Source organism: Thermostichus sp. OS-CIW-31, assembly GCF_054060305.1.
This window is the reverse complement of the sequence record NZ_JBSSDA010000002.1, coordinates 175,900-189,194: the sequence shown is the minus strand read 5'-3', so window position 1 is coordinate 189,194 and position 13,295 is coordinate 175,900. Positions and strand designations below refer to the sequence as shown.

At 58.3% G+C, this 13,295-nt stretch carries 11 protein-coding genes; 6 read left to right on the top strand and 5 right to left on the bottom strand.

The genetic code is table 11. From position 1 onward, the window contains the following. Nucleotides 1–321: 321 nt before the first annotated feature. The 4 genes from ACVWY9_RS02300 (at nt 322) to ACVWY9_RS02285 (ending at nt 5,933) form a co-directional block, all read left to right on the top strand. Nucleotides 322–1,944 (top strand): CocE/NonD family hydrolase, encoded by a 1,623-nt coding sequence (locus ACVWY9_RS02300; protein ID WP_457387378.1) that lies wholly within the window; start codon nt 322–324, stop codon nt 1,942–1,944. 98 nt (nt 1,945–2,042) lie between these two features. Beyond that, nucleotides 2,043–2,303, top strand: coding sequence for a DUF6761 family protein (locus ACVWY9_RS02295; protein ID WP_011434405.1), 261 nt, complete (start codon nt 2,043–2,045; stop codon nt 2,301–2,303). Nucleotides 2,304–2,519: 216 nt separating this feature from the next. Next, complete coding sequence (locus ACVWY9_RS02290; RefSeq protein ID WP_457387377.1) at nt 2,520–4,322, top strand: glycosyltransferase family 39 protein; 1,803 nt, start codon at nt 2,520–2,522, stop codon at nt 4,320–4,322. A gap of 153 nt (nt 4,323–4,475) precedes the next feature. Then, complete coding sequence (locus ACVWY9_RS02285; protein WP_414351103.1) at nt 4,476–5,933, top strand: circularly permuted type 2 ATP-grasp protein; 1,458 nt, start codon at nt 4,476–4,478, stop codon at nt 5,931–5,933. A gap of 21 nt (nt 5,934–5,954) precedes the next feature. Here the strand turns inward: ACVWY9_RS02285 and ACVWY9_RS02280 are convergent, their stop codons facing one another. The 5 genes from ACVWY9_RS02280 to ACVWY9_RS02260 all read right to left on the bottom strand — a co-directional run bounded on the left by ACVWY9_RS02280 (nt 5,955) and on the right by ACVWY9_RS02260 (nt 10,809). Next, the gene (locus tag ACVWY9_RS02280) at nt 5,955–6,515 is read right to left on the bottom strand and encodes a gamma carbonic anhydrase family protein (RefSeq protein WP_457387376.1); all 561 of its coding nucleotides are present in this window, start codon (nt 6,513–6,515) and stop codon (nt 5,955–5,957) included. A gap of 265 nt (nt 6,516–6,780) precedes the next feature. After that, nucleotides 6,781–7,776, bottom strand: a complete 996-nt coding sequence (locus ACVWY9_RS02275; RefSeq protein ID WP_414375235.1) for an alpha-E domain-containing protein — start codon at nt 7,774–7,776, stop codon at nt 6,781–6,783. Beyond that, the gene (locus ACVWY9_RS02270) at nt 7,770–9,680 is read right to left on the bottom strand and encodes a hypothetical protein (protein ID WP_457387375.1); all 1,911 of its coding nucleotides are present in this window, start codon (nt 9,678–9,680) and stop codon (nt 7,770–7,772) included. The genes ACVWY9_RS02275 and ACVWY9_RS02270 overlap by 7 nt, the downstream gene beginning before the upstream one ends. Beyond that, nucleotides 9,674–10,225 carry a cyclic pyranopterin monophosphate synthase MoaC gene (gene moaC, locus ACVWY9_RS02265; protein ID WP_457387374.1) on the bottom strand — a complete coding sequence of 184 codons (552 nt, stop codon included), beginning with the start codon at nt 10,223–10,225 and terminating at the stop codon, nt 9,674–9,676. Before moaC ends, ACVWY9_RS02270 begins: the two co-directional genes overlap by 7 nt. A gap of 92 nt (nt 10,226–10,317) precedes the next feature. Then, nucleotides 10,318–10,809, bottom strand: a complete 492-nt coding sequence (locus ACVWY9_RS02260; RefSeq protein WP_011434398.1) for a Tic20 family protein — start codon at nt 10,807–10,809, stop codon at nt 10,318–10,320. A 305-nt stretch (nt 10,810–11,114) separates the two neighbouring features. On the opposite strand from ACVWY9_RS02260, the gene ACVWY9_RS02255 reads away from it, so the two are divergent. Then, entirely contained in the window at nt 11,115–11,582 is a 468-nt protein-coding gene (locus tag ACVWY9_RS02255) for a hypothetical protein (protein ID WP_457387373.1), read from the top strand. Nucleotides 11,583–11,850: 268 nt separating this feature from the next. Then, nucleotides 11,851–12,885 (top strand): ferrochelatase, encoded by a 1,035-nt coding sequence (gene hemH, locus ACVWY9_RS02250; protein WP_457387416.1) that lies wholly within the window; start codon nt 11,851–11,853, stop codon nt 12,883–12,885. Nucleotides 12,886–13,295 lie beyond the last annotated feature (410 nt).

The following is a 13,295-nucleotide window of genomic DNA, read 5'->3' as shown; positions in this document are numbered from 1 at the left end:
TAATCCGTACTGAACATATTATACATTATTTTCAGTATAGTTGAGCTTATTATTGACTAGAGTCATGCTCCGACAAATCTTTTCCCAGGGTCTCTGTTTCCATAAATCCATAAAAGCCATAAAAGAGGGGTCTGGAGGGGGCTGCGTTTGCGCCAGCAGGCCGGAGATCAAGGACAATACCGGGGAAGAGGCTCAAACTCAGGTGGGAGTTCCTCTCTCCTAAAAGCTTCTGTTTTATCCTGGGAAGAATCCACCCAGGGATCCCTTAGGTTGTCCTTGGTTGGTATCCCTTTGGCAAGATCCGCTAGCCCAACCCAGGCCATGTTGCCCGTTCGCCCCCGCGAAACCGTTTCCATGTTCACCCGCGACGGGATCCAACTGGACGCGGATGTCTATCGCCCGCAAGGGGAGGGGAGCTACCCGGTTTTGCTGATGCGGCAGCCCTATGGGCGGGCCATTGCCTCGACGGTGGTGTATGCCCATCCCAGGTGGTATGCGGCCCAGGGGTACATTGTGGTCATCCAGGATGTGCGCGGACGGGGAACTTCCAAGGGATCCTTCTACCCTTTCCGCCATGAGGTGGAAGACGGGTTTGACGCCGTCAATTGGGCGGCTGCCTTGCCGGGGAGCAACGGCGTAGTGGGCATGTACGGTTTCTCTTATCAGGGCATGACCCAGCTGTATGCGGCTTCTACCCGTCCCAGCGCCTTGAAGGCCATCTGCCCGGCGATGCTGCCTTACGATCTCTATGCCGATGCCGCTTACCCAGGGGGGGCCTTTGCCTTCTACAACAACCTCAGTTGGGCCTTGCAACTGGAGACCGAAGGGGCGCGTCTCAGGGGGGATGCCAACGCCTACCAAGCGCTTTTGAAAGCTGCCCGCAATCTCCCCCTCTACGACCCTATCCCCCTCAAGCCGGGGGTGTTGCAGCAGTATGCCCCCCAATCCTATTACTTCGACTGGCTGGAGCACAGCGAGCCGGATGAATACTGGCGCAAGCTCTCTCCCCGTCTAGAGGTGGTGGATCTGCCGATGCTACACATTGCCGGCTGGTTTGACAGCTACCTGAGTGGTAGCCTGCGCCTCTACAAGGAAATGAGCGCCCGCAGCCAGAACCCTCAATACCTGATCATCGGCCCTTGGATCCATCTCCCTTGGGGGCGCAAAGTGGGGGCGTTGGACTTTGGCCCAGAGGCTGTCAGCCCCATCGATCGCCTGCAGGTGCGCTGGTTTGACCAGTTCCTCAAAGGCAAAGATACAGGGATCCTCCAGGAGCCGCCGGTACGCCTGTTCGAGATGGGATCCAACCGCTGGCGCGGCTTTGATGCTTGGCCTACCCCTGAGCCAAAAGCTTTTTACCTACACAGCACCGGCTTGGCTGCCCTTTCAGAAGCAGAGGGATCCCTTCGCCCTGAACCCTCGCCGACGCAACAATCGGATACCTTTGTTCACGATCCCTGGCGACCGGTGCCGGCCTTGGGGGGCCACCTAGTTCAGCCTGCCGGGCCGCAAGAGCGCTCCGCCCTCGACTGCCGCACCGATGTCCTGACCTATACCACTCCGCCGCTGCAAGCCGAGCTGGTTCTGGTCGGGGACATTGCTGTGGAGGTGTACGCGGAGGCCGACAGCCCCAGTTTCGATCTTTGCGCTGTGCTCTCGGTGGTAAGGCCCGATGGGCAGGTGTATAACTTTTCCCAAGGCTATTGTCGCCTACGGGATCCCCAGCCCAGTACCCCCATTCTGATTCCCTGTCAGCCCACCTGTATTCGCATTCCTTGCGGTCATGCTCTGCGCCTCAGCCTTAGCGCGGCTTGTTTTCCGGCCTATCCTGTCAACACAGGCACGGGAATGCGGGAAGAGCGGCTGATTGAGGCCCGCATTCTCACCATCACTCTCCGCAGCGGTGGCGAGACGCCTTCGCGGCTGCACCTGCCCATGGCTTGAAGCCAAGAAGAGACCAAGCTTCGGGATCCCGTTCGCAATCCCCGCTTACAAAGAGACACCAAACGTTAGGATAGAAACAGGCAGGGCAAGGGAACACCATGTTGCAAGACCCAAAGTTGATCCGGCACTATCAGGCTTTGACCGATGCTCTGGTGGATACCTGGCAGCGGGGCTACCGGCGCACCGATGAGCTACGTCTGCTGGTGGATGGCTACCTGCTGGCCTTGCGAACTGGCAAACAATTGGAGCCCTTCGAGATCTATCGCATTGAGGACGAGGTCAACCGCTTCCTCTACGATCCGTCCAACTTCATAGATCCGGAATTGGAGCCAGAGGCGGAGCCGATGCGGGGTTATTGATTTTGTGAATCCCTGTTGGCGATCCCTAGAACAGGTGGGGCAAAGTTTTGATTCCAACCTTTTCTGATCTCCCCTCGCCCCTTGGGAGAAAGACTAGGGGGGAGGGCGCTGACTGAGTTCTGGTTTTGTCGAGCATCTTGCGCCTGGTAGGCTGAGAGGGATCGATTCGTTCCTGATTCCAGTCGTATCGGTTCTATGGCGGTTTGGGATAGGGTGATGACCTCCCGGCATCTGCCCCTGCTGGGATCCGGCTTGGGCTTGGGGGTAGCCCTGATCCTCTGGTACGGGGTGTTTGGCTACCACGTGCTGCAGATTGGCCTCTGGCTGCTGAGCATCCTGCTGGTGGGGCTGTACTGGGCGCAGTTTTCCCCGGCTCAACCCCCTTGGGATCCGACGCGGCTGCGCTGGCAACAGGAGCTGTTGCACCTGGGGCTGTTGGTGTTGGTCTTTGCCCCGATCTACCTCTACGACCTGCCCAACATCCCTTTTCAGATCAATACTGACGAGATTGTGATCACCTCCATGGCCCGTCGCGCCTCAGGGGTGCGCTATCCCGATATCTTTGGGCTGATGCCGGAGTATTTCTATTTCCCCCGCTTCATGTTCAGCCTCTTCGGCGGCCTGACGCGGCTGATGGGGGGAGTCACGCTGCTCAATGTGCGCACGGTACATGCCGCCTTCGGGGTCGTCACCATTCTGGTGGCCTACGGGTTTTTTCGGGCATTTTGGGGATCCCGGCTGGCTTTGGCGGGGGCAGCCCTCTTGGGATCCAACCACGCCTTGCTGGGCATCAGCCGCATGGCCATGCGGGAAAACCTGATTGTGCTGGTGGAGTGTGCGGCCCTGGCCTTGCTCCTCAAGGGCGTGCGGGAAAAAAATCCCCTGTTGCTCTATCTGGGGGGAGGAGCGGCGGCTTTCTCCCTCTACGGCTATTTGCCGGGGCGGGTGGTGATCCTGCTGGGGTTGCTGTTTGGAGTTCTGTACCTGCTCCTGGGCCGGGAGGATCTCCGAGGAGAAAACAAGCAAGCTAATCCCCTCTGGGTCCTGGCTAAGCTGACGGTGCCCGCGGCGCTGGGCTTTTTTCTGGTGGCTGGGCCCATTCTGGTGGCCACGGTCACAGCACCTGCGGTGAGCGCCGAGTACTCTCGCCAACAATTTCTCTTTTTCCCGGAAGGGCGGGCGTTACAACAGATGTGGGTGAATGCGGCTACGCCAGAGGAGGCGGTCTGGCGCAACATCTTCAACGGCCTGAGTATGTTCAACGACCCCGGCCAGCACGACCGCGGCTACATCTATCCCAACTACGGCCATGCTTTTGTGGATCCCTTGACGGGGATTTTGATCTGGCTGGGGCTGGGATCCGGCCTCTACCGCCTTTTCAAGAAGCGCAGCCAACCCCACGACTGGCTCTGTATCGGCAGCTTCCTATTTCTCTACCTGCTGTTTAGCTTGGCCATCACCAAAGCCCCCAACTACACCCGCCTGCTGGTGATCCTGCCCTTTGTAGCCTATCTAACCTTGGAAGGGATCCAAGTGCTGGCAGGTCTCCTGGAACGCTGGGGATCCCGGGCCGGGAGTTGGCTGCCGGCGGCGGCGATGGCGGGGGCAATCCTGCTGATTGGGGGGTGGAACCTGGCCATTTTTGGAGACTTTGTCCACAAAGGCTGGACGCAGGGCAACGATGTGGGGGCCACCGGGCGCTATGTGGCAGCTCGCCAAATGGATCCCGACTACCGCTTCTATCTGGCCGCCAGCGCTGCCTACCCCTATTTCGGCTGGGGGGAACCCCACTATTGGCAAAGCTGGATCCAATTTTTTGCCGGACGGGAACAAAAGGTAGCGGTGTTTTCCCCTGAGGTGTTGCCCATCCAGGCGCTGGAGCCACCGTTTACCCTGTTCATGAACGAGTGGGTATGGGATCAGCAAGGGGCAGAACTGCAACGGCGTTTTCCCAGCGGACGGTTGCACCGGATCCCTGCTGAGCGGGGGCTATGGGCCTTTGAGGTGGCGGATCCCTAGAGCTCCCCCCCTGGTTTGGCCAACCCACTGTTCGCGGGACGGAGTCCTTTCTTTTTACCAGGCTAAAAGTAGCTGAAAGCACACTATGCAGATCCAGAGCCGCCAACAGTAGAAGAAGTAGAAGAAGATGATAGCGTTCCAGGGATCCCAGACGTGCGTTTTGATGCCTACGACCCGGGCGAGGGGTTTTACGACGAGCTGTTTTTGGGGCGTAACCAGCCCCGTCCTGAGGCGATCCCGCTGATTGAGCGCATTCATTCTCTGGAAGAAGGGGAACTGCAGCAGCGGCAAGCGGCAGCACAGGCGGCCCTCTTTCAGATGGGGGTGACCTTCAACGTCTATGGCGATAGCCAGGGCACAGAGCGAATTTTCCCCTTTGACATCATTCCCCGCATCGTCTCGGCTTCCGAGTGGCAGCGGCTGGAGAAGGGTCTCAAGCAGCGCATCCACGCCCTCAACCTGTTCATCGACGATGTCTATCACGACCAGAAGATCCTTAAGGATGGGGTGATCCCTGCCGAGCTGATCGAAACGGCCAAGGGATTTCTGCGGCCCTGTGTGGGGCTCAACCCACCGGGGAGAATTTGGTGCCACGTCACCGGCACCGACTTGGTGCGGGATCGGGACGGGACTTGGTACGTGTTGGAAGACAACCTGCGCTGTCCGTCGGGAATCTCTTATGTGCTGGAAAATCGGCGGGTGATGAAAAGCACCTTTCCCTCCCTGTTCAACACCATGGGGATCCGCCCGGTGGACGACTACCCTAGCCATTTGTTGGATACTCTGCTTAACCTGGTGCCGCACCTAGCCAACCCAACGGTGGTGGTGCTCACCCCCGGCATCTACAACTCCGCCTACTTCGAGCATTCTTTCCTCGCCCAGCAGATGGGGGTGGAGCTGGTGGAAGGGCGGGATCTGGTGGTGGCCGATGGCTATTTGCAAATGCGCACCACCAAAGGGCTGCAGCGGGTGGATGTGATCTACCGCCGCATCGACGATGACTTCATCGATCCCCTTGCTTTTCGCCCTGATTCCCTCTTGGGGGTACCCGGCCTGTTTGAGGTCTACCGGTCGGGGCGGCTGGCGATTGCCAACGCTTTGGGAACGGGGGTGGCGGACGACAAGGTGATCTACGCCTATGTGCCCCAGATGATCCGCTACTATCTGGGAGAGGAAGCCATTTTGCCCAACGTGCCCACCTACCTCTGCTGGGATCCTAAGGATCAGGCGTACGTACTGGAAAACCTGGACAAGCTGGTGGTGAAGGCAGCCAACGAGTCAGGCGGCTACGGCATGTTGATGGGATCCCAGGCTACACCGGCAGAGCGGTCTGCTTTTGCTGAGAAAATCCGCGCCCAGCCGCGCAACTACATCGCCCAACCCACCCTGTGCCTTTCTCGCGTGCCCACCTTGGTGGATCGGGGAGAAGGCCCCTGTCTGGAGCCCTGTCATGTGGACTTGCGGCCCTATATCCTCTACGGCAAAGAGATCTACGTTCACCCAGGGGGGCTGACCCGCGTCGCCCTCAAGAAGGGATCTCTGGTGGTGAACTCCTCCCAGGGGGGCGGCAGCAAAGATACCTGGGTGCTCTGCGCGGATCCCGGCTGTTGAGAGACGGCTTGCAAAATAGGTTCAGAGCCGCTCGCCCGAACCTCTGCTCCACTGGCCAAAGCGGCTGGCATGTTGAAGCGCCAGATCCACGTAGTGCTGGGCGTGAAGGCGCAGTTGCTTGACCTCTTCCTCGGTGAGGGTGCGGATAACCTTAGCCGGGATCCCCGCCGCCAAAGAGCGAGGTGGCACAGACCGGGTGACCACCGCTCCAGCTCCCACCATGCTGCCCGCCCCGATGGTGACCCCGCTCAAGAGAACGGCCCCAATCCCGATCAGACATCCCCCCTCGATGTGGGCACTGTGGATGACCGCTCGATGGCCTACGGTCACTTCCTCGCCAACCAGGGTCGGCTGTCCGGGATCCCCGTGCAGAATGGCTCCATCTTGGATATTGCTGCGGCGGCCAATCACAATGGGCGAGAGATCCCCCCGCAAGATGGCCCCGTACCAGATGCTCACCGCTTCCGCAAGTTGGACATCGCCGATCAGTGTGGCATTGGCGGCAATAAAGGCTGCCTGGTCGATCCCTCTCGGCTGCTGCTCTAACCCCACTTTCCAAACGCCCTTGGCAACGGCTTCCATTTCCCCAATCCTACTGCTACCGGGGGTGCGGCAATTCCAGACCTGCCCCAGCGCTCCGCGCCGCCTCCAGTCCCAGAAAAAGAGAGGAGCCAGGGATCCAGAAAATCAACCCGTCCCTTTGCTCCTGTTTCACCATTGTCAATCCATTGCACAATAGCAATGAGATATAAGCAACACATTTGGCTCATTGTCGATAGCTGTGGAAGCGTTCGTTAGATTAATTTCTAACTCTTGTAGGAGAGGGGCTAGGGGTGAGGGATTTTAGCTAAGCCTGCCGTTGCAGCAGGGGAGAGGATTCAGACGGTTGCAAGGGGCGAATGGCAAAGAAAGTTTCGTAGATGCAATCGCCAACGTGGTTCATTTGTAGCTGCAATTTGTCGAGAAACTCATGTAAGCCCTGCTCCATAATGTCGTCGATGGTTAGGTAGTCCAGCTCAGAACGCAGGCGGCCCAAAGCTCGCTCGCTGGGATCCCGCCAGGTATCGGCTGGGGTGCCGGTGATCTGGTGCAGGGATCGATCGGCATGAATAAGACAAAACTGAATAGAGCGGGGAAATTGCCGATCCAAAATCAGGAAAGAGGCCACCTCTCTGGGATTGATGCGGTGCTGGCGGCTGTGTTTCCGATACATTTCATAAGCACTGGCCGACTTCAGCAAAGCAATCCACTGCAACTCATCCAAAGCCGTACCCACATACTGCAGAGAGGGCAGCAAAATAAAATACTTAACATCCAAAATGCGCGCCGTTTTGTCCGCCCGCTCCAAAAGACGGCCAATCTGGCCAAAATGCCATCCTTCCCCATGGGTCATGGTGGCATCCATCACCCCGGCGAATAGGTGACTGGCCAGCTTCACTTCCGTGAAAAAATCATGGAGCTGACTCAGGTGGGGGCCTTGCTGAGCCGCTTCTTTGACCATCAAATAAAAGCGGTTGACCCGCTCCCACATTTCTGAAGAAATGACCTCCCGCACAGAACGGGCATTTTCTCGCGCCAGCCGCAAACAGGAAAGGATGGAGTTGGGGTAATCCCTATCAAAAGCCAGGAACTGGATGACTGTTTCTTGGGTTGCCTGGCCATAGCGTTGGTAAAACAGCTCCTGATCCCCGGTGGTGTAGACGATGGGATCCCACTGCTGGGCGGGACCGCTGGGCAAGTCTAGGATGAGGTTGAGATTGACATCGATGAAGCGGGCGATGTTCTCGGCGCGCTCCACGTAGCGGTTGAGCCAGTAGATGGAATCGGCCACGCGACTCAGCATGCTGTTACCTCCTCTGGAGTTTCTTGTCTCCGCGCTCCGTTCAAATTCAACAAACGAAGCAGCCGCCGCAGCTTCACCAGCAGCACCCCCGTCAGGCCGGTCAAGATCCACCCCATCCACTCGGCTGCAGTACCCAGATAGCGCACCTGCACGCGATGATCCCCCGGCGGGATCCGCACCTGCAACAGCCCCAGTCCATTGTGCTCGGCAGATGTGAGGCGACCATCCACCTGTACCCACCAAGCAGGGTAGTAAAACGTGCGCAGGACTACCCATCGATCCTGAGCAGTGGGGTTAACGGCCCGAAAACGACGATAGCCATAGCTCCACCGTTCCACTTCCAACAGTGGCTCCAGATTGCCTTGCTCTTGTCCAAAATCCACTACGTCCCCCTGCCACCGCAGCAGCGGATCCACCTCTGGGGGCGGCATGGGCAGCGTTGCCTGGCGAGGTCGGTACTCCAGCACATCCACCAGCGCCAGCCCGTCGGGAAAGCGCCAGTGCATGTGGAGAAAAGCAATGCCCGGTCGCTGCTGGGGCTCGTTGGGAAATTGCTTGGCGGCAGACAGCTCTTGAAAAGTCTGGATGGTTTGCGGGTCAAACCAGGCTCTGGACAAGACCTGCCAGCCCTGCCAGCTTTGTATCCCCATGGCCAGACCTATCCCCACAATCAAGAGGATCCTCAAGCCCTTTTGTCCCCACCCCCAGGCGGCCAGGGATCCCAACAGCCAGGGCACGGTTACCGCCGTCACCGCCATCCAGCGCCAAGAAAACTGAATGCGCCGCAGGGGCAAAATCCACTCGTAGAGCCAACCCAGCAAATCCGTCATCATCAGCAGGGCCACCAAGCTGGCCCCCAAGCTGTAGAGCAGGATGGCTTTGGCCAGGGGAGCAGAGGATTCTAAGGCACCATGGGACTCCGTCTCGCCAGCACGAGCGGAATGGATCGGGGTCATCCCCCTTGTCCTGCGGGCCAGCCAAGTTGGGAGAATCAGGATTCCAACACCCAAGACAACGGCCACCATCCAGATCCAGTACCCTACCAGGCCGCTTTCAAACCAGTGCTGCGTCAGTTGCGGCTGGAGCCGGGTCAGCCCACTCACCATCAAACGATGTTGGGGCATGTACTCTTCGACAAAATTCACCAACTCCACCTGGATGAGGCGCTGATCCCAAAAGGCTGGCAGCAGATAAAACGCCGTCCACCCCAGCCCCAGCCCAAACCCCAAGTAGCAGCGCCCCACCCTGGGCCAGAGGGGATCCCAGCGGCCCAGCACCCAAGGCAGAGGCAGCCAAGTTAGCGTAAAGACCAGCAAAGTGGGCAAGTGAGATAAGGCCAACAGGCCGTAGCTAATGGCTAAGGCCACAATCGGCCAAAGGGACTGGGGCCGGCAGATCACCTGGACTGAGGCCCAGAAAATCCAGGGGGAGACAGCAATGGCCCACACTTCCCCAATTGCCCCCCGTTGATAGATATCCACCAGCCAATAGGGGCCGGCCATACCCGCCAGAGCCAAAACCAGGGCCAGAGCCCAGGGGATGAGTTGCCGGAGAAGGGCATACAGCCCTGTCCCGAAGATCGCCATTGCCAAGCCCATGCTGGCCACCAAAGAGGTGGGCATGTCCAGCCCCAGCAGGCGAAACGGCAAAGGGGCCACCATGCACAGAGGGGGATAAAAAGCAAAGGTGGGATTGCCGTAGCCGAAGTTGGAATACTCCAGCCAGCGGGGGTAGAACTGCCCGCTGAAAAACTGTCGCTGATACTGAAAGGCCCAACTGAGGTTGAAGTGAGTGGAATGAGTGATGGGATAGCCCTGGCGCAGCATGGGCCAGAGCAGCACCCCAATGCCCACCAACAACCCTAGCCCAACACCCCTCTCCGGTTGGCACAACGCTTTTAGCATTTCTCGGCGTTGTCCCCATCCTCTACCTCGAAGGGCCCAGACTTCCCCCCATACTTGCGCAACAGCCGGATGTTTTCGATCACCATCGTCTTCTCCAGGGCCTTGGCCATGTCGTATAGGGTGAGGGCAGTCACCGAAACTGCTGTCAAAGCCTCCATCTCCACCCCTGTTTGGGCGTTGGTTTTCACTGTAGCGGTGATCAGAAAGCCGGGCAGATGGGGATCCGGATCCAGATCCACAGTGACGCTGCTCAAGGGGAGAGGATGACACAGCGGGATCAGATCGGCGGTGCGCTTGGCAGCCATGATCCCGGCCAGCCGGGCTGTTTCCACCACATTCCCTTTGGGCCCTTGACCGGCCAGAATAGCCTGCAAAGTCGTTTCTGACATGCGTACCTGTCCTTGGGCAGTGGCCAAGCGGGCAACCATGGGCTTGTGTCCCACTTCCACCATTTGTGCTCGGCCAGAGGCGTCCAGGTGGGTGAGGGCTTGCCCAACAAAGGACTCTGTCCTGCTGGCGCGACTAGAACTCGAATCCGATGGCACCCCGGCCTCCCACAATCCTTGAGAGCTGAAGAGTTGGCTTAGGCTCCGATGAGGTCGGCAAATCGGCAACCAGACCCGCAGGGACTTGACAACTAGTAGCGAATCCAGGCATAGGCGGCATCAGAGAGCACCGGCACCTCGGCGTAGTGGCCGCGAATGTTTTGCACCCAGGCGTAGACGGTGATGGCAATCACCCCCAAGAGAGCCGTGGTGGCCAAAATGCTGACCATCGCCGCCAGACCAAGGCTGCCAAAGAGCATGCCGAACACCTGCATCAGCACCTGCACCAAGAACAAGGCAATGTTGAGCAAGAGCGCCTGGATGGTGTTGAAGCGAACAAAATGGGCTACGCGGGTGTTGCGGATCACCAGGAACAGGAGAGCCAAAAACACCCCCATTCCCAGCCAGCCCGTGGCCAGGGGCACCAGACGAAATAGGGGCGCAAAAATGGGGATCAGCCCTGGCAGAGATTGAAACAGCCCAGAGGGCAAAAAGCCCAAGGGCAGAGCCGATACCAAAGGCAGAAGGTAGGGAAGGGATCCCCACAGCCGATTGATGGGAGTGATGTCGCCGCGCCAGGTCATAATCCGTCGATCCCCATAGGTGCAATGGTTACTGGAGCTGGCTTGTCGGTGCGCTTCTGGGATCCCCGCAAGCTACAGGTCGGAAAGAGAAAGCAACACCCAAGCCTTGGGCCTATTGTAGTCGATGGATTTGGGTGGCTCAACGCGCTTGGCCGCAAGCTGGCTTCTGCTTTCCAGTGAGCAGAAAAACTGGAGGCCAAAACGTTCAGAGTGAGCGCTCCGATGAATCCAGGCTGATATAATCAACGGCAAATTCTGGCTGCATCACCGGTTTTTCAGGTTCTCTACATTTTTCAGCTTCCACCATGAAGATTTCATTGTCTCCCGCTGCTGGCGTTGTCGGAGCTTTCCTCTGGCAAGTTTGGTCTGGGCTCATTGGTTTTCTCAACGACCGTCTGTTGCCGGAGCGCTATCACATTCGGCCTGAAGCTTTGCCGGAGTGGATTACTCAGGTGTGGGCTGGCTATCTGCGCTATCGGGAAGCCTCTCGTCCGGGGGCGATCCAGTTTCGCGGCTTGACGGTGGCTCCCAGCCGAGATCTGCGCTCAGCTCACCTCGGATCCCGTCCGCTCCGCTACCGCGGCTGCCCCATGGAGACGGTTGCCCGACCTGGGGATCCCTCTCCTACCGCCCAACCCATCCCTGAAAAGGCTTTTGTGCCCCCCTACTGGAGACTTCTTAATGCGCTGCGCTTGAAGTTGAGCCTGGCCGATATTGATCGCTACCCCGTCACTCCGGCCCTGCAGCGGGTTTACCGAGGTCGAGAGTTTTAACACCGCTCTGCTGCTCTGCACGACAGTGGAGTTTTAAGGCTGGGGATCCCCTTGTGGGCGGGGATCCCTTTTTGGACTTTGTTCGCGACAGCGGGACGGAGTCTCCGGATTGGACTTGTAGGTTTGGGTGCGGGTGGTTTCTCCTGAGGGGAAAGCTGAGAAAGACTGCAAAAAAACTTAAGGTCACTTTCCCGCTGGGGGATAAGAGCCCCTACAGTGGATAAAGAAGAACATGGTGCTCCGCACCGCCAACGCAATGAGCCTTGTTATGTCCAAAAGCGGCGTGCTCCTACTGAACTTGGGGGGGCCAGAGACCCAGGCTGATGTGCAGCCCTTTCTTTACAATCTGTTCGCCGATCCTGAGCTGATCCGCCTGCCGTTTCCCTTCTTGCAGCGGGCCTTCGCCTGGGCCATCTCCACACTGCGGGCCGAAAAATCCCGCCGCAACTACGCGGCCATTGGGGGGGGATCCCCCTTGCGGCGCATTACTGCTGAGCAAGCGCGAGAACTGCAGGCCCACCTGGTGGCTGAGGGCTATGACGTGCCGGTGTATGTGGCCATGCGCTACTGGCATCCGCTGATCGAGTCGGTGGTGCAGCAGATCAAGTCGGATGGGATCACCCGCTTGGTGGTGCTGCCGCTCTACCCGCAGTATTCCATCAGCACGACGGGATCCAGCTTTAAGCTGCTGGATCGGCTCTGGGCTGAAGATCCGGAGCTGGCATGCATCGAGCGCTGCCAGATCTACTCCTGGTACGATCAGCCTCAGTACGTGCAGGCGATGGCCAGAGCAATTCGGGAACAGTTGGATGGATTTGCCGAGCCCGAAGGGGTGCATGTGCTGTTCAGCGCCCATGGCATTCCCGAAAGCTATGTCACCGAGGCCGGGGATCCCTACCAACGGGAAATGGAAGCCTGCGTGCGGCTGATCTGGAAGCAGGTGGGACGCCCCAATGACCACACCCTCTCCTATCAAAGCCGGGTGGGTTCGGTGCGGTGGCTGCAACCCTATACCGAACGGGTCATCCCGGAGTTGGGCTCCCGAGGCGTGAAGCAGTTGCTGGTGGTGCCGATTAGCTTTGTGTCGGAGCACATCGAGACCCTGCAGGAGATTGACATCGAGTATCGGGAGCTGGCCCATCGAGCTGGGATTGCCGATTTTCGCCGTGTGCCCGCCTTAAATACCGACCCTCTGTTCATTGCTGGCTTGGCGGCGCTGGTGCGGCCTCATCTGCTCACTCCGGGCTTGGCAGCTCCTGCCTTTGTCCCTGCTGCTGTGGGCAGCTCACTGCTGGAGCGGTAGGGAAGAACGCCAGGCATTTCATTGTTGCTCTGCTCATTGTTGCTCTGCAACGCTGACGCGACCAGACGAGGACGCTGACTTCATACCCCCAGAAGCGTTCTGATACATTTACGCTGAACACTGCTGAACATCACTGTTCAACTATGCAGCGATAGCATTCTGTTTGTTTCCATTCGCGTTAGCGGGACGGAGTCCAAACAGAATGGCGGTATCCCGCAAAGCTTTGAGTAGAATACCCAAAGCGCAGTTTCCGTGTCGTCTTACTACCAATTTTCTGCTTTGCTTTGGCTACCATGTTGGCAGACTCGAAAGTAAACAGAAAGATCAACTGGTAGCAATCCGTACTGAACATATTATACATTATTTTCAGTATAGTTGAGCTTATTATTGACTAGAGTCATGCTCCTACC

Coding starts and splice junctions, on each gene's coding strand:
- ACVWY9_RS02300 (WP_457387378.1), top strand. CDS start 322: ATGTTGCCCGTTCGCCCCCGCGAAACCGTTTCCATGTTCACCCGCGAC.
- ACVWY9_RS02295 (WP_011434405.1), top strand. CDS start 2,043: ATGTTGCAAGACCCAAAGTTGATCCGGCACTATCAGGCTTTGACCGAT.
- ACVWY9_RS02290 (WP_457387377.1), top strand. CDS start 2,520: ATGACCTCCCGGCATCTGCCCCTGCTGGGATCCGGCTTGGGCTTGGGG.
- ACVWY9_RS02280 (WP_457387376.1), bottom strand. CDS start 6,515: ATGGAAGCCGTTGCCAAGGGCGTTTGGAAAGTGGGGTTAGAGCAGCAG.
- ACVWY9_RS02275 (WP_414375235.1), bottom strand. CDS start 7,776: ATGCTGAGTCGCGTGGCCGATTCCATCTACTGGCTCAACCGCTACGTG.
- ACVWY9_RS02270 (WP_457387375.1), bottom strand. CDS start 9,680: ATGCTAAAAGCGTTGTGCCAACCGGAGAGGGGTGTTGGGCTAGGGTTG.
- ACVWY9_RS02260 (WP_011434398.1), bottom strand. CDS start 10,809: ATGACCTGGCGCGGCGACATCACTCCCATCAATCGGCTGTGGGGATCC.
- ACVWY9_RS02255 (WP_457387373.1), top strand. CDS start 11,115: ATGAAGATTTCATTGTCTCCCGCTGCTGGCGTTGTCGGAGCTTTCCTC.
- hemH (WP_457387416.1), top strand. CDS start 11,851: ATGTCCAAAAGCGGCGTGCTCCTACTGAACTTGGGGGGGCCAGAGACC.